Source organism: Pseudoalteromonas phenolica (assembly GCF_001444405.1).
Lineage (GTDB): Bacteria > Pseudomonadota > Gammaproteobacteria > Enterobacterales > Alteromonadaceae > Pseudoalteromonas > Pseudoalteromonas phenolica.
In genome coordinates this window covers 1,578,768-1,595,814 of the sequence record NZ_CP013187.1, presented here as the reverse complement: position 1 = coordinate 1,595,814, position 17,047 = coordinate 1,578,768, and the positions used below count along the sequence as shown (strand labels likewise).

18 protein-coding genes are annotated in these 17,047 nt (G+C 40.0%); 16 read left to right on the top strand and 2 right to left on the bottom strand.

The window, feature by feature from the left end; all coding sequences use genetic code 11:
- Nucleotides 1-3: 3 nt before the first annotated feature.
- The 9 genes from PP2015_RS07025 to ttcA all read left to right on the top strand — a co-directional run bounded on the left by PP2015_RS07025 (nt 4) and on the right by ttcA (nt 7,771).
- Nucleotides 4-189, top strand: coding sequence for a cbb3-type cytochrome oxidase subunit 3 (locus PP2015_RS07025; protein WP_058029591.1), 186 nt, complete (start codon nt 4-6; stop codon nt 187-189).
- Nucleotides 186-1,151: a cytochrome-c oxidase, cbb3-type subunit III gene (gene ccoP / locus PP2015_RS07020; protein ID WP_058029590.1), complete on the top strand. Its 966-nt coding sequence runs from the start codon at nt 186-188 to the stop codon at nt 1,149-1,151. The genes PP2015_RS07025 and ccoP overlap by 4 nt, the downstream gene beginning before the upstream one ends.
- Before the next feature lie 115 nt (nt 1,152-1,266).
- The gene (locus PP2015_RS07015) at nt 1,267-1,770 is read left to right on the top strand and encodes a FixH family protein (protein WP_058029589.1); all 504 of its coding nucleotides are present in this window, start codon (nt 1,267-1,269) and stop codon (nt 1,768-1,770) included.
- Nucleotides 1,771-1,776: 6 nt separating this feature from the next.
- Nucleotides 1,777-4,152, top strand: coding sequence for a heavy metal translocating P-type ATPase (locus PP2015_RS07010; protein ID WP_058029588.1), 2,376 nt, complete (start codon nt 1,777-1,779; stop codon nt 4,150-4,152).
- Entirely contained in the window at nt 4,149-4,325 is a 177-nt protein-coding gene (gene ccoS, locus PP2015_RS07005) for a cbb3-type cytochrome oxidase assembly protein CcoS (protein WP_058029587.1), read from the top strand. The genes PP2015_RS07010 and ccoS overlap by 4 nt, the downstream gene beginning before the upstream one ends.
- Nucleotides 4,312-4,983, top strand: a complete 672-nt coding sequence (locus PP2015_RS07000) for a sulfite exporter TauE/SafE family protein (RefSeq protein WP_058029586.1) — start codon at nt 4,312-4,314, stop codon at nt 4,981-4,983. Before ccoS ends, PP2015_RS07000 begins: the two co-directional genes overlap by 14 nt.
- A 34-nt stretch (nt 4,984-5,017) precedes the next feature.
- The gene (locus tag PP2015_RS06995; protein WP_058029585.1) at nt 5,018-5,752 is read left to right on the top strand and encodes an FNR family transcription factor; all 735 of its coding nucleotides are present in this window, start codon (nt 5,018-5,020) and stop codon (nt 5,750-5,752) included.
- A gap of 91 nt (nt 5,753-5,843) precedes the next feature.
- Nucleotides 5,844-6,767 carry a universal stress protein UspE gene (gene uspE, locus PP2015_RS06990; protein ID WP_058029584.1) on the top strand — a complete coding sequence of 308 codons (924 nt, stop codon included), beginning with the start codon at nt 5,844-5,846 and terminating at the stop codon, nt 6,765-6,767.
- Nucleotides 6,768-6,859: 92 nt separating this feature from the next.
- On the top strand, nt 6,860-7,771 hold the full coding sequence (ttcA, locus tag PP2015_RS06985) for a tRNA 2-thiocytidine(32) synthetase TtcA (RefSeq protein WP_058029583.1): 912 nt from the start codon (nt 6,860-6,862) through the stop codon (nt 7,769-7,771).
- Between the two features lie 211 nt (nt 7,772-7,982).
- Here ttcA and aspS read toward each other — a convergent pair whose 3' ends face one another.
- Entirely contained in the window at nt 7,983-9,764 is a 1,782-nt protein-coding gene (gene aspS, locus PP2015_RS06980) for an aspartate--tRNA ligase (RefSeq protein ID WP_058029582.1), read from the bottom strand.
- Between the two features lie 188 nt (nt 9,765-9,952).
- On the opposite strand from aspS, the gene PP2015_RS06975 reads away from it, so the two are divergent.
- Nucleotides 9,953-10,801, top strand: a complete 849-nt coding sequence (locus PP2015_RS06975; RefSeq protein ID WP_058029581.1) for a DUF72 domain-containing protein — start codon at nt 9,953-9,955, stop codon at nt 10,799-10,801.
- Between the two features lie 31 nt (nt 10,802-10,832).
- Nucleotides 10,833-11,342, top strand: a complete 510-nt coding sequence (locus tag PP2015_RS06970) for a M48 metallopeptidase family protein (RefSeq protein WP_058029580.1) — start codon at nt 10,833-10,835, stop codon at nt 11,340-11,342.
- A 51-nt stretch (nt 11,343-11,393) separates the two neighbouring features.
- Here the strand turns inward: PP2015_RS06970 and PP2015_RS06965 are convergent, their stop codons facing one another.
- Nucleotides 11,394-12,098: a DUF3334 family protein gene (locus PP2015_RS06965; protein ID WP_058029579.1), complete on the bottom strand. Its 705-nt coding sequence runs from the start codon at nt 12,096-12,098 to the stop codon at nt 11,394-11,396.
- Between the two features lie 633 nt (nt 12,099-12,731).
- On the opposite strand from PP2015_RS06965, the gene cmoA reads away from it, so the two are divergent.
- The 5 genes from cmoA (at nt 12,732) to PP2015_RS06940 (ending at nt 17,006) form a co-directional block, all read left to right on the top strand.
- A complete protein-coding gene (gene cmoA / locus PP2015_RS06960) occupies nt 12,732-13,457 on the top strand; it encodes a carboxy-S-adenosyl-L-methionine synthase CmoA (protein ID WP_058029578.1) in 726 nt (241 codons plus the stop codon).
- A 10-nt stretch (nt 13,458-13,467) separates the two neighbouring features.
- Nucleotides 13,468-14,436, top strand: coding sequence for a tRNA 5-methoxyuridine(34)/uridine 5-oxyacetic acid(34) synthase CmoB (gene cmoB / locus PP2015_RS06955; protein ID WP_058029577.1), 969 nt, complete (start codon nt 13,468-13,470; stop codon nt 14,434-14,436).
- Between the two features lie 173 nt (nt 14,437-14,609).
- Nucleotides 14,610-15,662: a phosphoribosylformylglycinamidine cyclo-ligase gene (gene purM / locus PP2015_RS06950; RefSeq protein ID WP_058029576.1), complete on the top strand. Its 1,053-nt coding sequence runs from the start codon at nt 14,610-14,612 to the stop codon at nt 15,660-15,662.
- The gene (gene purN / locus PP2015_RS06945) at nt 15,662-16,309 is read left to right on the top strand and encodes a phosphoribosylglycinamide formyltransferase (RefSeq protein WP_058029575.1); all 648 of its coding nucleotides are present in this window, start codon (nt 15,662-15,664) and stop codon (nt 16,307-16,309) included. Before purM ends, purN begins: the two co-directional genes overlap by 1 nt.
- The gene (locus PP2015_RS06940; RefSeq protein WP_083496539.1) at nt 16,254-17,006 is read left to right on the top strand and encodes a DUF3108 domain-containing protein; all 753 of its coding nucleotides are present in this window, start codon (nt 16,254-16,256) and stop codon (nt 17,004-17,006) included. The genes purN and PP2015_RS06940 overlap by 56 nt, the downstream gene beginning before the upstream one ends.
- Nucleotides 17,007-17,047: the final 41 nt, after the last annotated feature.

Here is a 17,047-nt window from a genome sequence, read left to right as displayed (position 1 = left end):
ATTATGGATTACGGCACATACAGAGGCATTTTGACTCTGGTAATTTTGGTACTATTTGTTGTGATTGTTGTGTGGGCGTATAGCAAGCGTACAAAAAATCGTTTCGACGATGCTGCTAATGCCATCTTTGAAGATGAAAAGAAGCACAACAACACAATCTCTAATGAGGAAAAGGAGTCTGAAAAATGACTAGCTTTTGGAGTATTTGGGTCATCGTATTGACCGTAGCGTGTCTAGCTCTAATCTTCGGCTTACTTCTATGGAACCTGAAAAACTACACAGGTGTTAAAGAAGGTGAAAGCTGTGGCCACGAGTTTGACGGAATCGAAGAATTAAACAATCCACTGCCAAAGTGGTGGACTTACCTATTCTTCGCAACTTTTGTTTGGTCAGTTTACTACTTAGCTATGTATCCTGGTTTAGGTAACTTTCAAGGTTTCCTAAAATGGACAAGTTCTAACCAAGGCGTAACTTCAATGGAAGAGTCTAAAAAGGCGATTGAAGAAGCTAAAGCCAATGGTGAATGGGTTCAGTTAGACCAAGAGTATGTTGCAGCTGATGAGCGTTTTGGTCCTATTTTCCAAGCGTTTGCAAAGCAAGACATCGAAACACTTGCAACGAACGAAGAAGCACTTGAGATTGGTCAACGTTTATATGCGCAAAACTGTTCTCAGTGTCACGGCTCTGATGCACGTGGTGGTATGGGCTTCCCTAACCTAACTGACAACGATTGGCTATACGGTGGCAACCCTGATCAAATCAAAGCAACACTTCTTCACGGTCGTGTAGCTGCGATGCCAGGTTGGGAAAGTGCATTGGGTGAGCAAGGCATTAAAGAAATGACAGCTTACGTATTAAGCCTTTCAGGTCGTAAAGTGAATGCAAAAGACGCTCAAGCAGGTCAAGCTAAGTTTGCAATGTGTGCAGCATGTCACGGTATGGACGGTAAAGGTTCTGTTGCTAACAACAATCCTTTCGGTGCGCCTAACCTAACTGACAATATCTGGCTATATGGTGGTTCTCAACGTGCAGTTGAAGAAACATTAATCAATGGCCGTGCTGGTGTAATGCCGGCTTGGAAAGATATTCTTGGTGAAGACAAAGTTCACTTACTTACAGCATATGTATATAGCTTATCTCAGAATAAATAAGCGAATAGCGAAGATTATTTGAGATCAAAAAAGCCTCCATTTGGAGGCTTTTTTTTAGGTTTTTATAGGCAAATAAGATACTATATCAGCACTGTTTTTTAGCTATGAGCACACTATGAAACCTACCCCTTGGTATAAGCATTTTTGGCCTTGGTTTTTAATGTTCTTTCCTGTCGCAACCATTGTTGCATGTATTGGTCTAGTTGTATTTGCGGTTGGTAATGGCCCAGATATGGTGGTAGATGATTATTATAAAAAAGGTAAAGCAATTGACCTTGAATTAAGTAAATTCAACAAAGCAAAAGCCTTATATCTTCATGGTGATTTAAACGTCGAAAGTGATTTCGTCGAATTTAAATTTACCAAAGGTGATTTTAGTAAAGTTACTGCTCTCAAAGCATCTTTTTATCACCGCACAATTAAAAAACATGATTTTGAAGTTAACCTACTTGCCAATGCAAACGGTAGTTTCACTGCTATTCTTGAAGATATCCAATTAGGCGCTTACACCATATTTATTGAGCCTATGGACGGCAGTTGGAAAATGAAAGAAGACCTTTTAATCCCAACGACTGAAACACTTGAAGTATCACCTGAATACAATAAATCTCTGAAGTAAATCTTTATGTCTAATTCTTGTTTTCATTGCTTAGAGCCAATCCCTGCCGGTTTCGACGACCATATAGAGTTTGAGGGAAAAAATGAAGCAGTGTGTTGTATAGGCTGTAAAGCGGTCGCTGAAACCATCATTAGTCAAGGCATGACCGACTATTATAAGTTCAGAACTGATAGTGCAGGCAAGGTTGAAACCTTAGTGCCTGAACAGCTTAATTTTATAAAAAGTTATGATAATCAAGAAATTCAAGATGACTTTGTCACTCATCAAGGTGACTTATCTGAGGTGCTGTTAAGTGTTGAAGGGATCAGCTGTGCAGCGTGTGCATGGCTGATAGAAAAGCAACTCTTAGCGCTGCCAGGCGTTGCCCGTGTTGATGTAAATACATCGACTTATCGAGCAATGATTTTGTGGAATAAAGACAAAGTCTTGCTCAGTGAAATCATCAAAGCATTAATGGAAATTGGTTATAAAGCTTACCCTTTCCAAGCTGATGATGAAGCCGCGCAAAAACAAGCCACTGCAAAAGCTTACATCAGAAGGCTAGGTGTTGCTGGACTAATGACAATGCAAGTCATGATGTTCGCTTTTGCGATGTACTTTGGCATGTTTTCTGGCATGGAAGAAGACTTCGAACAATATTTCAGATGGATCAGCCTTGTTTTGGCTACGCCTGTGATCCTCTACTCAGCTCTCCCCTTCTTAACCAATGCAGTCAATGGCCTAAAAGCTAAACAGTTAAACATGGATCTACCTGTCTCGCTGGCTATATTTGGTGCTTATGGTGCCAGTTCATACGCGACTGTCATGGAAGTTGGTGAAGTTTATTTCGAATCTATTTGTATGTTTACCTTTTTGCTCTTGCTGGGCAAATATCTTGAGTTTAGGGCTCGACTTAAAGCATCCGAATTCACTGCAAACCTACAAAAACTTTTACCTTTAACAGCCAGAAAGCTATTAGACGATGGAACTGAAGATGTCATCGCTGCACGTAATCTAAAATTAAATGACAGAGTACTTATCAAAGCAGGTGAAACCATTGCAGCAGATGGTATTGTCATCGATGGCAGCAGTACGGTTGATGAGTCTATGATGACCGGTGAGCATCTGCCTGTAAAAAAACAACTAAATAGCCAAGTCTTCGCTGGTACTGTAAATCATGATGGTCTAATGACCATTGAAATCAACAAAATTGGTCAAAATACCCTCCTGAATCAAATCATTCGTTTGCAACATAATGCGTTAAGCAAAAGACCAAAACTGGTTGAGGTGACTGATAAAGTGGCGCAGTGGTTTGTCGCGTGCTTACTCGTATTTGCTTCAATGACCGCGATTGGCTGGTATCAGATTGATCCTGAACAAGCATTTTGGGTCACAATTGCTGTGCTTGTTGCTACCTGCCCGTGCGCGCTTAGTTTGGCTATTCCCACCGCGTTAACTTGTGCTGTGGCCACGTTAACCAAAAAAGGTATATTAATCAAAGAGGCACATGTACTAGAAACACTGACTAAATTAACTCGTGTCGCGTTTGATAAAACAGGCACACTTACGGAAGGTAAGTTTTCAATTGCAAAAACAGCGCTTTTTTCATCTGATTTCACAGAAGAAAAAGTACTCGCCCTAAGTGCAAGTTTAGAAAAATACTCTGAGCACCCTATTGCTGCTGCCTTTTTAGAACATGCTTCTGAGTATCACGAGCTTGAGGACGTGACTGTTCACCCTGGTATTGGGATCAGTGCCAAACTTGATACAAACGAGCTTTCACTTGGTAAAACTGGCTGGTTTGGAGTAAGAGACAGTCAAGCTCAGGCTACATTATTTATCAATCAAGAGCCGATTGCTGATTTTTATCTCACAGATAAAGTCAGAAGTAATGCATCAAGTGTTATTGAGCACCTAAAAGACTCTGGTTTAACTTGCCATATGTTAACAGGTGATAGTTCAAGTGCCGGTGAAACCTTATCAAAACAGCTCAAATTAGATAGTTTCCAATCAAACTGCTCACCAAAAGAAAAGCAAAAAGCCGTTGAGTCTTGGTCAAAAATCAACGAAGTAGTTGCCATGATCGGCGATGGTGTTAATGACAGCCCGGTGTTTAACAGTGCCCATCTCTCTGTGGCAATGGAAACAGGCGCGGATATTTCAAAAAATACCGCCGATGTCGTGCTGCTGAAGAGCGATTTAAATTCAATTAACACGTTGAGAGCAGTCGCAATTACCACTCGTCGTATAGTTAAGCAAAACTTAGCTATTTCACTATGCTATAACGGGTCTATTCTTCCACTTGCTGCATTTGGCTTAATTCCGCCTTGGATAGCCGTGATTGGTATGACAACAAGCTCGATTGTGGTCATTTGTAACTCTCTAAGGTTATTAAAACTATGAGTATCATTTATATATTAATCCCAATTGCGATTCTGTTTGTGATCATTGCAATTGGCATTTTCTTCTGGGCTGTAAGAAGTGAACAATTTTCAGATTTAAATAAGCAAGGTCACAGTATTTTATTCGAAGACGACAAAGACAAGCACTCTAAAAGCAGTAATGAACGAGATTAGTTTATTCAGTGCATTTATTATGGGCCTAGTTGGTAGCGGCCACTGCATTGTCATGTGTGGTGGTGTTGCTTCTAGTCTGCAGCTTGCAAGTAAAAACCTGTCAGCTATCAAAGTTAGTCTAGCATATAATTTTGGCCGTATTTCGAGTTACTGTATTGCCGGTATGCTGGTCGCGACCCTAGGTGCGAGTTTTGCCAAACAAAACACCCACTTTGCCCTAGGCGTTAAAATTTTTAGTGGGATATTTATGATCTTACTTGCGCTTTACGTAATGCGCCTAGCTAACACTCTCAAATTTGTCGAAAGCATGGGTAAAACCCTACTCTGGAAACACATCGTCAAATTCAATAAATTTTTCTTGCCCGTTGATAATTTAAAGAAAGCATTTGGTTATGGCATGTTATGGGGCTGGCTACCCTGTGGCTTGGTTTATTCAGCTTTGATTTGGACTTTACAAGCAAAGTCAGCATTACATGGCGCAAGCATTATGATGGCATTCGCCTTGGGTACTTTACCAGCTATGCTAACCATTGGGCAATCAGCCCAACATCTTAGCCGCTTTTTAAATCACAATCTGGTAAGATTAGCGCTAGGCAGTATTTTTGTATGGTATGGATTCTATCTACTAATCATTGCAACTGATAAATTAGTACATTAATCTATGTCATGCGTCTAATTTTAATGGATTTATTATGGATTTAAGCAATCAAAACCGTTCTAAAGGTAACTGTACTATCAGTTGTAATAACTGCAGTATCAGTCAGTTATGCTTACCATTCTCTCTGAATGGTAGTGAAATGGACAAACTAGATGAAATCATTGAGCGTAAAAAGCCGCTTCACAAAGGTGACTTCCTATTCGAATCGGGTAATGCGCTAAACTCTATCTTCGCTGTAAGATCTGGTTCGTTTAAATCCTACACACTTTCTGAGCAAGGTGATGAACAAATCACAGGATTCCATTTAGCAGGTGATCTAGTTGGATTCGACGCCATTAACAAGATGCAGCATCAAAGCTTTGCGCAAGCGCTTGAGACATCAATGGTCTGTGAAATACCATTTGATACGCTAGATGAGTTAGCTGGCAAATTACCCAAACTTCGTCAACAAATCATGCGTCTGATGAGCAATGAGATCAATTACGATCAAGAAATGCTATTACTGTTAAACAAAAAAACAGCTGAAGAGCGCTTGGCAACTTTCATTTATAATTTATCTAATCGTTTTGGCGAGCGTGGCTTTTCTCGAAAAGAATTTCGTTTCACCATGACACGCGGTGAAATTGGTAATTACTTAGGCCTAACGGTTGAAACCATCAGCCGCCTTTTAAGTCGTTTCCAAAAAGCTGAAATAATTAAAGTTGAAGGTAAATTTATTACCATTTTAGACATACCAGGTTTGGCTAAAACGGCTGCAATTAGTTGTTGATCTAGTACAACTTTTAAAGCCTTTATACTTTCACCTTTGGCTAGATGCGTTACACTAAAAGTGTACAATTTAGCCAAAAAAGGTGAACTCCATGGACCAAATTAAACACATATTAGCAGTTGTAGACCCGACCAAAGAACAACAACATAGTTTGCAACGCTCGGTCAGTTTAGCAAAAAAAACTGGCGCCAAGATCACCGCTTTCCTTTCTATTTACGACTTTTCCTATGAAATGACTACTATGCTCTCTAAAGAAGAGCGTGATGCTATGCGAGACGCTGTAATTAAAGACAGAGAAGCATGGCTAGATGAGTTAACAGCTTCCTTTGTTGATATAGAAATTAACAAAAAAGTAGTTTGGCATAACCGTCCATTTGAAGCCATCATCAAAAACGTGATTAACAGTGATTTCGACTTAGTTGTAAAAAGTACTCATCAGCATGATACGTTAAAATCTGTTATTTTTACGCCCACTGATTGGCACCTTATCCGTAAGTGCCCTGCACCTGTGCTGCTTGTTAAAGACCATGCTTGGCCAGAGCAAGGACATGTGCTTGCTGCCGTGAATGCAGCTTCTGATAATGAACAACATCAAGCACTTAACAATAGAATTATCACAGATGCTAAATTCATTTGCCAAATAGCAAACGCCAATCTCAGCATTGTGAACACGTACCCTGCTACGCCTGTAAATATTGCGATTGAAATACCAGAATTTAACCCTTCTCAATATAATGAAGCTGTTAAAAAACATCATGAAGATGAAACTTATGCTTTGGCTGAGAAGTTTTCTTTAGAACGCGGTCAATGTGTTATCAAGGAAGGTTTGCCGGAAGATGTAATTCCATATGTCGCAAAAGAGTTTAAGTCTGAATTAGTAGTAATTGGCACTGTTGGCAGAACTGGCCTAAGCGCAGCATTAGTCGGGAATACAGCAGAGCACGTTATCGATAGTTTAGATTGCGATGTTTTAGCACTCAAACCTGATGGATATAAAAGCCCATTAGAAGGTTAATTATACTGTGCCAAACCACCTTAGACGTGCAATTTAAGGTGGTTTGGGTATAATGCGCCCTTATTTTTTCCGTCATTTAAATAGGGGGCCGAGTGTCTCACTCAAAAGAAGCCAAAACCGCTTATAACCTGAATAAACTTCAAAAGCGTCTGCGTCGATTAGCTGGTCAAGCTATTGGTGATTTCAACATGATCGAAGAAGGTGATCGTGTCATGGTTTGCCTTTCTGGCGGTAAAGATAGCTACACCCTGTTAGATGTGCTTCAGCACCTTCAACGCGTTGCCCCTATTAAATTTGACGTGTTTGCAATCAACCTTGATCAAAAGCAGCCGGGCTTCCCAGAGCATATTTTGCCTGAATATTTAGATGGTCTAGGCATCGAATATAAAATCGTTGAAGAAGACACTTATAGCATTGTAAAAGATAAGATCCCTGAAGGTAAAACAACTTGCTCACTATGCTCACGTCTCCGCCGCGGCATTTTGTATCGCACAGCAAAAGAAATGGGCGCGACTAAAATCGCCCTCGGTCACCACCGCGATGACATGATTGAAACCATGTTTTTAAACATGTTCTACGGCGGTAAGTTAAAAGGCATGCCAGCTAAACTCATGAGTGACGACGGACAACATATGGTGATCCGCCCTCTAGCTTACTGTAAAGAAGCTGATATTGAACAGTACGCAACAGCACAAGCATTCCCAATAATTCCTTGTAACTTATGTGGCTCTCAAGAAAATCTTCAGCGCAAACACGTTAAAGCCATGTTACATGAGTGGAATAAATCAAACCCAGGTCGTATTGAAAGTATCTTCACTGCGATGCAAAACGTGGTACCTTCGCATTTAGCAGATGGTGAATTGTTTGATTTTAAAAACCTGCAAACAGGCGAAGTAATTGACGGCGGTGATATTGCCCTTGATAAACCTGAGTTTAAAGAACCTGTAATGGCTCAGGAAGAAGAGGATAACTCAGTAAAAATCCAACCTATCGAGTTGGTTTAAGCTTTTTAATACAGTCGCTAATTCAATTAGTGGCTGTATACGTCGTAAATCATAAATCACAGCTACAACTCTTCACGTAATTACTACTCATCTAAACTCATAACTTAAAGAATTTGTTAGACGAACTAGTCAAAATTAGTTTTAAACCTATTCAAAAATCTCAGGTACAAAAAAAGCGACCAATTGGCCGCTCTCTTGGTTAAAACAACGATTAAGCGTCGTTTTGTTCTTCTTGTGCCTTTTCAACTGAAATTGCAAGTTCAGTTAATGCATCTGGGTTTGCAACACTTGGTGCATTAGTCATTAAACAAGATGCCTGCGTTGTTTTTGGGAATGCAATCACATCACGAATGTTGTCTGTACCGCAAAGTAACATAACTAGACGGTCAAGACCGAATGCAAGACCAGCATGCGGTGGTGTACCGTACTTAAGTGCATCAAGTAAGAAACCAAACTTATCTTCTTGCTCTTGTTCTTCAATACCTAGAATGCGGAATGCAGCTTGTTGCATATCGTTATTGTGAATACGAACAGAACCACCACCTACTTCATAGCCATTCAGTACCATGTCGTATGCATCGCTAATAGCCGCAGCTGGGTTAGCTTCAAGTTCTGCTGCAGTAATGTCTTTTGGTGCAGTAAATGGGTGGTGTACAGCATGTAGGTTTCCTTCGTCGTCTTCTTCGAACATCGGGAAGTCTACAACCCATAATGGTGCCCATTTATTTAGATCTGTCAGTTCAAGGTCTAAACCCACTTTCAGACGTAACGCGCCCATCGCTTCATTTACAACATTACGCTTATCAGCACCAAACAGGATGATGTCGCCAGTTTGTGCATTTGTGCGCTCAAGCAGTGAATTAATCACTTCTTCATTTAAGAATTTAGCAATTGGAGATTGAACACCTTCAACGCCTGCATCGCGGTCATTGACTTTCATCCAAGCCAGACCTTTCGCACCGTAGATACCTACAAACTTTGTGTATTCATCAATTTGCTTGCGAGACAGTTTTGCACCGCCTGGTACAGTTAAAACTGCAACACGACCTTTTTCATCGTTTGCAGGGGCAGCTAATACTTTGAACTCTACATCTTTGACAATGTCAGCCACATCAACAAGCTCTAACGGGTTACGCAGGTCTGGCTTGTCTGAACCAAAACGACTCATCGCTTCGCTGTAAGGCATTGTAGGGAAAGTTCCTAAATCTACGTCTAGAAGCTCTTGCCACATTTCACGAATTAAACGTTCTGTAACTTCACGAACTTGAGCAGACGTCATAAATGACGTTTCTAAATCGATTTGTGTAAATTCAGGCTGACGATCAGCACGTAAATCTTCATCACGGAAACACTTAACGATTTGGTAGTAGCGGTCAAAACCAGACATCATCAGTAATTGTTTGAATAGCTGAGGAGACTGAGGTAACGCATAAAAGCTGCCTTTATGCACACGACTTGGTACTAAATAGTCACGCGCACCTTCTGGCGTTGCTTTAGTAAGCACTGGAGTTTCGATGTCTAAGAAGTCATTTGTGTCTAAGAAACGACGCACAAAGCTGCTTGCTTTAGCACGAAGCTTAATTCTGTCTGACATTTCAAGGCGACGAAGATCTAAATAGCGATACTTTAAACGACGCTCTTCAGAGTTTTGCTGGTTAAAGTCTAACGGTAATGGTTCAGAACGGTTAATTACCGTTAAACCTGTGCCTAAAATTTCAACTTCACCCGTTGCCATATCTTTGTTAATTTGGCTTTCAGGACGCGCACGTACAGTACCCGTTACTTTTACACAGAACTCTTGACGTAACGTATTCGCCACATCCATCAGACCTTCAACTTCAGGGTCAAATACCACCTGAACTAACCCTTCACGGTCACGTAAGTCGATGAAAATTAGACCACCTAAGTCACGACGTTTGTTGATCCAACCACATAGTTCTACTTCTTGACCAACATGGCTGCTGTTTAAATTTCCGCAGTATATAGAGCGCATAGCATTCCTGTTTGTTCAGCAAGCTTAGTGCTGAACTTCGTTTAATGAAAAAATTGCTCCAATTATATAAAAATCGCTGTTAATGTCATCCTTGAAGTGCCTAGCTTTCGCATTAGTTTGTAAATTTTCCAACTAATGCACCTATTTGCTACACTCTCGTGCTCAGATTAAGTCATTTATTCAAAAATATGCTTTATTTAGGTTGTCCACAATGGAGTAGCACTCACTGGAAAGGTCGTTTTTTTTCGTCTAACTGTGCGCCAAGCAATATGCTCTCAGAATATGGCCAAATTTTTAACACCGTTGAGGGTAACACCAGTTTTTATGCCGACCCCAAACCTGACACCATAAAAAAATGGTATCAGGCAGTGCCCGAGGATTTTAAATTTACCTTTAAGATACCGAGACGCTTTAGCCATGACATGGCGTTACAATATTGCCAAGATGACTTAAAAGTTTGGCTTGATTTGTTTAGCCCGCTTTTCCCAAAAATCGGGCAAGTAATGCTACAGCTTCCCAAGTCATGTTCACCCGAATATTTGCATCGCATTGAAAAATTCTGTGCTTTATTACCAGAGGAGCTGAATCTTGGCGTTGAAGTAAGGCATTTAGGCTTTTTTGATAAAGGCAACAATGAACGCAGTTATAACCAATTCTTAATGAAACATAATTACAACCGCATCATGATGGATACACGTCCTCTTTTTAGTGAAATACCAAACACAGAAGCCGTCATAGATGCTCAGGCTAAAAAACCTAAAGTACCACTACACGTAATTGCCACCAGCAATGCACCTATAATCAGATATGTCGGCACATCAAACCTTAAAGACAATAGAGCATTTTACAAACCTTGGTTAAATAAAATTCGTTTGTGGCTTGAAGAAGGCAAAACACCCTATGTGTTTTTCCATACTGCCGATAATTATGACGCACCACTACTAGCTAGGCAGTTTATTGCTGATTTAGGTCTCGATCATAATGTCAGTTTGCCATTTCCTGCTGAAAAAGAAGCAAAGCAAAACTCATTGTTTTAGAATTGGATCAAATTAGGAAAGAGAACTGCCAGTGCCCCACCCTTACACACACTACTTCAGCCATTACCCTGAAAATATTCAAGCGCAAGTTGATATGCTTATCAGTAACAATAAGCTACTGACGTTTTTCAAAAATAAATACCCAGTCGGCCATTCACTTAAAAACGATAAATTACTTTTTGAATTCACAAATGAGCTAAAGCAGAGGTATTTGAAGAACGCCCCTAAATTGCAGCAAGTACAATATAAAAAGCAGAAAGATTTAGTAAAAAATGCACTTGGCACACATACTTTTAAACGACAACAGCATGGTGGTAAATTAAAAGCCAAACATGAAATCGCCATTGCTGATCAACTTCGTTTAGCACCTCAGCCAATTTTAAAAGCGTTAGTTGTACATGAATTAGCACACTTCAAAGAAAAAGAACACAATAAAAGTTTTTATAACCTCTGTTGCCATATGGAACCTGAATACCACCAGCTTGAACTTGAGTTGAGGTTATTTTTAGTACTTCAGCAAGAGCAACTCAGTTTTTATTAAGCATAAAAAAAGCAGGCTTAACCTGCTTTTCTATTGAAACTTTTTTGTTTCTTATAAACCTAGCTCAGCTAAAAAATCATCATCAGCATCATCGCTTACATCATTGTTGGCAGCTGCTTTTGTTTTAGAGTTATCTTTTTTATCTTTATTTGCCTTGGCTTGACTTTCAATAATTGAGTCAGGGTCTACAGATTCAGCAATGTCAAAATCATGTAGCTTTATAAACTCAGTCTTATCCATCGCTAGTTCAAGATAGAAAATATTTTGATTTTGCGTCGTAAAAGTTACACGACGAGCTTGTGGTCGATCCATCGTAGTATCAACAGATATTTGTACCTGTTTGTTTATCGCCATCATCTTAGGCTGATTTTGTGTAATAGAAGTGTGTAATTGTTCGCGAACTTTACCGGTAAAATCACCGACCATTTGGTTCATTAACTCACCCAATACGTTTGATACGTCATCAGACAAGTGGCTTTGCGCTATTTCTTCTTCAGGCATTCCCATGTTGCGCATGTAATCCTGATAAATCTCCATTGCAGCTTGTTGCGTAAAGTTCATTACAACAAGGCCAGTAAACCCCCCATCAAACAATACAAAACAACCAATGTCTGGTCGCATGCATGTACGCGTGATTTTTTGTACCATTGCCGAATATGAAATTTGATTGCCACTAGCTGAGGACAAAACTTCGGTCACCGAGTGGCACAGGGTTGATAAAATATCTTCTGTGCTAATCACTTTGTTTCTCGCCATTTTTTTCTCTTTATTAATTAACCGAACTCGTGCATAAGATATGTGACAAGCAATCAACTTACAACAAATATGTAATATCAGTTACACATATTACGAATTTAGCTACTTTACTCACAAACCTATTATTACAAGTGCTTAGTAAACTTTAGAGGTAATCTTCAATTTCTACAAATATCAGTCACACATTATTTTTGCTAGGAATTTTCGTTTCAGAGTTGATTATTTATATCGGCTCTTATTCAATTGCGAAATCTTGGACAAAGGCCAAGTCATAATTAGGCAAATTATCATTACTCCGAGCGTCTCTGTTTGATCTTTTACTACTGCTAGATAGGTACAGGCGAAAATAGTGGAAATTACTAATAACCACAATGCAATATACAATGAACGAAATTTATGAAAAAAATCGCATAATTTAAGGAAAAACATATTCCAATCCTTTCGTTTGGCTGAACTTACAACTTTATAGTTCTTTTGTTTAACAGCATAATCCATGGTGATGTGTTTTAAAACAAAATATTAAGAATATATTTCATTTAAGTTTCAAAAACATACATTCTTCTTACAAATTATCCCTGATTAATTTATATAAAATGCTAAAATACTGCAATTATTTGTAATGAGAGACAAACCGTGACTGGCAAAGACAGTATTTACGCCAATCAAGTTGAGGTCAAAGACTTCTCCTTCGATGCAAATGTCGTCGAAGTATTCCCAGATATGATCCAGCGTTCAGTTCCTGGCTATGCAACTATTGTTAGCACTATGGGAAAATTAGCAGGTCAATACGCGCAGAGCAACTCGAACCTGTATGATCTAGGCTGTTCTCTTGGTGCTGTGACGTTGAGTATGCGACGCAATATCGAGAAAGAAAATTGTAAAATAGTCGCAATTGATAATTCAGCGCCTATGGTCGAACGCTGCAAACTTCACCTACAAGGCTTTAAATCAGATGTACCTGTAGAAGTAAACCTAGCAGACATTAATGATGTTAATCTTGAAAATGCCAGCGTAGTAGCAATGAACTTTACTTTACAGTTTATTCCACCAGAGCAACGCCATGCATTACTTGAAAAAATTTACAATAGTCTAAAACCTGGCGGTGTGCTCCTTCTTAGCGAAAAATTTCGAGGGGAAAATGAACTTGTTGATAATTTACTCATCGACTTACACCATGACTTTAAACGACATAATGGCTATTCAGAATTAGAAATAAGCCAAAAACGCACCGCAATTGAAAATGTGATGCGCACTGATTTACTGAGCACTCATCTTACGCGCTTATCTGAAATTGGCTTTGGCCAAACTCAGGTTTGGTATCAATGTTTCAACTTCTGCTCAATGATCGCGATTAAATAACGGAATTTAAATGAATACTTGGTTTACAGATTTTTACGCGGCCATTGCTAAAGGTCCGCTTAGTCACTGGTTAGATACGCTGCCTGCACAATTAACCCACTGGCAAAAAGAAGCTCAACATGGTGATTGGCCAAAATGGGAAAAGGTACTCAAGAACCTTCCTGAATCAAACACAAACCATATCAATACTTCAGATAAAGTAGAGTTTGGTTTAGAGACAGAGCTATCTGAAGGCCACACAAAACAACTTACGCACTTATTAAAGCGCATGATGCCATGGCGCAAGGGCCCTTTTCATATTCATGGTATTCACATTGATACTGAGTGGCGCAGCGATTGGAAATGGGATCGCTTAGTTGAGCATATCAGTCCACTTCACGGACGTACTGTTTTAGATATAGGTTGTGGTTCAGGTTATCATTTATGGCGTATGAAAGGTGCAGGAGCTGAATTTGTCGTTGGTATTGATCCGTCAGATCTGTTTTTATCGCAATTCCAAGCAATAAAACATTTCAATCAAGATGATAATGTTCACCTATTACCGTTAGGTGTTGAGCAACTACCAGAGCTAAAAGCCTTTGATACGGTTTTTTCAATGGGTGTTTTATACCACAGACGCTCTCCGATTGATTTTCTGGCACAGTTGAAAGCCCAATTACGCAAAGGCGGCGAGCTAGTATTAGAAACACTGGTAGTTGAAGGCGATGTACATACTGTATTAGTACCTACAGATCGCTATGCAAAAATGCGTAACGTCTGGTTTATTCCTAGTACAGCGGCATTAACTCTATGGCTTGAGCGTGTCGGTTTCAAGAATATTCGAGTTGTAAATGAAGATGTGACTTCATTAGATGAACAAAGACGCACAGAGTGGATGGAAACAGAATCTCTGGCTGATTTTCTTGATCCGAACGACCCAACTAAAACCATTGAAGGTTACCCTGCCCCACTTCGTGCGATAATCCTCGCCGAAGCTTAATACAGAATATTAAGCACATATTGTTTTAAAAATACGCAGCATAATTAGCTGCGTATTTTATTTGAGAAGGATATCTGTCCTTACCACTTAGATTCAACTAGCCCCACCTAAGCAATTGTTGTAAAATACGCGCGTTTCTAAGCAACCCCTATTAGCAAATTTGAGGAAAACCTGTGAGCGAGAATAAACAGTCTCTTAGCTACAAAGACGCTGGCGTTGATATTGATGCGGGTAACGCACTAGTTGAACGCATTAAAGGCGTAGTGAAAAAAACTCGTCGCCCAGAAGTAATGGGTGGCATCGGTGGTTTTGGTGCACTATGCGAACTTCCAACTGGTTACAAAGAGCCTGTATTAGTTGCTGGCACAGATGGTGTTGGTACAAAGCTTCGCCTTGCTATCGATCTTAAAAAGCACGACACAGTTGGTATCGATCTAGTTGCAATGTGTGTAAACGACCTTATCGTTCAAGGTGCTGAGCCGCTATTTTTCCTTGACTACTATGCGACAGGCAAACTAGACGTTGACGTTGCTGCTGACGTAGTAACAGGCATTGGTAAAGGCTGTGAGCTTTCTGGCTGTGCACTCATCGGTGGTGAAACTGCTGAAATGCCGGGTATGTACGAAGGCGATGACTATGACATGGCTGGCTTCTGTACTGGTGTTGTAGAGAAATCAAAAATCATTGACGGTACTAAAGTTGCTGCGGGTGATCAGCTAATCGCACTTGCTTCAAGCGGCCCTCATTCAAACGGTTACTCGCTTATTCGTAAAGTACTAGAAGTATCAGGCGCTGATACAAACTCTGAATTCGAAGGCAAAACATTAGGTGAACACCTAATGGAACCTACGCGTATCTACGTTAAGTCTATCCTAGAGCTACTGAAAGACGTAGATGTACATGCCCTTTCTCACATCACTGGTGGTGGTTTCTGGGAAAACATTCCGCGCGTATTACCTGAATCAGCAAAAGCAGTTGTTAAAGGTGATAGCTGGCAATGGCCTGCAGTGTTCAACTGGCTACAAGAAAACGGTAACATTGAAACACACGAAATGTACCGTACTTTCAACTGTGGTGTTGGTATGATCCTAGTTGTTCCTGCTGATAAACTTGAGCAGAGCCTTGAGATCTTAAAAGCACAAGGTGAAGACGCGTGGCACATCGGTGAAATTCAAACTGCAGCAGCCGGTGAAGAACAAGTAGAAATCATTGGTGGTGCTGAGTAATGTCAGCATCGCGTATTGTTGTTTTGATTTCAGGCAGCGGGTCAAACCTGCAAGCCATTATGGATGCTTGCCAAAGTAAGCAAATCGGTGGTGAAGTTGTGTCTGTTATCAGCAATAAGGCCGATGCTTACGGCCTAACACGCGCAGAGAACGCAGGCATTGAAACCTGTGTTCTTAGCCACAAAGATTTCTCATCACGCGAAGACTATGATGCACAACTTGCACAATTAATTGACTCTTTTGACCCAGATCTAGTTGTATTAGCCGGATTTATGCGTATTCTTACTCCTAGCTTAGTGCAAAAATTTAAAGGAAAAATGTTGAACATTCATCCTTCTTTGTTGCCTAAGTATCAAGGGCTGAATACCCACCAAAGAGCAATAGATGCAAAAGACGACGTGCATGGCGTAAGTGTCCACTTTGTAACAGAAGAATTAGACGGTGGACCTGTTGTTTTACAAGCTAAAGTGCCAATTTTAGCGGATGATACAGCAGATTCACTTGCCCAGCGGGTTCACGAACAAGAACATATAATCTATCCTTTGGCGGTCCAATGGTTCAGCGAACAGAGACTAACAATGGAGGCAGACTATGCCGTTTTTGACAATCAACCCCTTCCTCCGCAAGGCGCGCACTACCCAGAATAAATATATTAGCGCTTGGTTTATTACACTAAGCGCTATTTTCTCAACATCGGTTTTAGCCGACACGCTTACTCCCTACCGTGCAGAATATGAAGTTAGCCGTAAAGGTTCAGTTCAAGGCAGTGCACTTCGTGAATTAACAAAGAATACTGACAATACTTTTATACTCACTTATCAAAGCGATATTGAGTGGATGATTTTTTCTGATGAGAGAAATGAGCGCGCGAAGTTCAAAGTAAGCAATAATCAAGCTATCCCACTAGAATATTCAATGTCTCGAACAGGTACAGGACCAGACAAACAGTACAATCTTGTGTTCGATCAAAACAAAAAACAGATATTCTCAAGTAAAAAGAAAAATCCTTTAAAAGTCGATTGGAAAGCAGAGCAAAAAGATTTACTCACCTATCAGCTTCAACTCCGCCATGATTTAAAAGCAGGTAAAACAAAATTTAGCTATCCTATAATCGATAAAAACGGCAACCAACGTAACTATAATTTTGAAATCGATGGAAAAGAAACCATCACACTGCCAATTGGCAATGTTGAAACGATCAGAGTAAAACGTCTTTATGATAATAACAAAAGACAAGCAACTGCTTGGTTTGCACCGGAATACGATTATTTACTTGTGAAAATGTATAAAGGCAAAGAAGGAATTGAACAATTCCAAGTGAAGCTAAAACAGTATGACAAATAGAGTGACTTGCTACGAAAACAAAAAAGCCAAGCATTTGCTTG

Bases quoted from the DNA above. Each gene is read 5' to 3' on its own strand.
- PP2015_RS06965 (WP_058029579.1), bottom strand. From the start codon at position 12,098: ATGGCGAGAAACAAAGTGATTAGCACAGAAGATATTTTATCAACCCTG.
- purN (WP_058029575.1), top strand. From the start codon at position 15,662: ATGTCAGCATCGCGTATTGTTGTTTTGATTTCAGGCAGCGGGTCAAAC.
- PP2015_RS06995 (WP_058029585.1), top strand. From the start codon at position 5,018: ATGGATTTAAGCAATCAAAACCGTTCTAAAGGTAACTGTACTATCAGT.
- PP2015_RS07015 (WP_058029589.1), top strand. From the start codon at position 1,267: ATGAAACCTACCCCTTGGTATAAGCATTTTTGGCCTTGGTTTTTAATG.
- ccoP (WP_058029590.1), top strand. From the start codon at position 186: ATGACTAGCTTTTGGAGTATTTGGGTCATCGTATTGACCGTAGCGTGT.
- PP2015_RS06940 (WP_083496539.1), top strand. From the start codon at position 16,254: ATGCCGTTTTTGACAATCAACCCCTTCCTCCGCAAGGCGCGCACTACC.
- PP2015_RS06975 (WP_058029581.1), top strand. From the start codon at position 9,953: ATGCTTTATTTAGGTTGTCCACAATGGAGTAGCACTCACTGGAAAGGT.
- aspS (WP_058029582.1), bottom strand. From the start codon at position 9,764: ATGCGCTCTATATACTGCGGAAATTTAAACAGCAGCCATGTTGGTCAA.
- PP2015_RS07000 (WP_058029586.1), top strand. From the start codon at position 4,312: ATGAACGAGATTAGTTTATTCAGTGCATTTATTATGGGCCTAGTTGGT.
- PP2015_RS07010 (WP_058029588.1), top strand. From the start codon at position 1,777: ATGTCTAATTCTTGTTTTCATTGCTTAGAGCCAATCCCTGCCGGTTTC.
- uspE (WP_058029584.1), top strand. From the start codon at position 5,844: ATGGACCAAATTAAACACATATTAGCAGTTGTAGACCCGACCAAAGAA.
- ccoS (WP_058029587.1), top strand. From the start codon at position 4,149: ATGAGTATCATTTATATATTAATCCCAATTGCGATTCTGTTTGTGATC.
- cmoB (WP_058029577.1), top strand. From the start codon at position 13,468: ATGAATACTTGGTTTACAGATTTTTACGCGGCCATTGCTAAAGGTCCG.
- PP2015_RS07025 (WP_058029591.1), top strand. From the start codon at position 4: ATGGATTACGGCACATACAGAGGCATTTTGACTCTGGTAATTTTGGTA.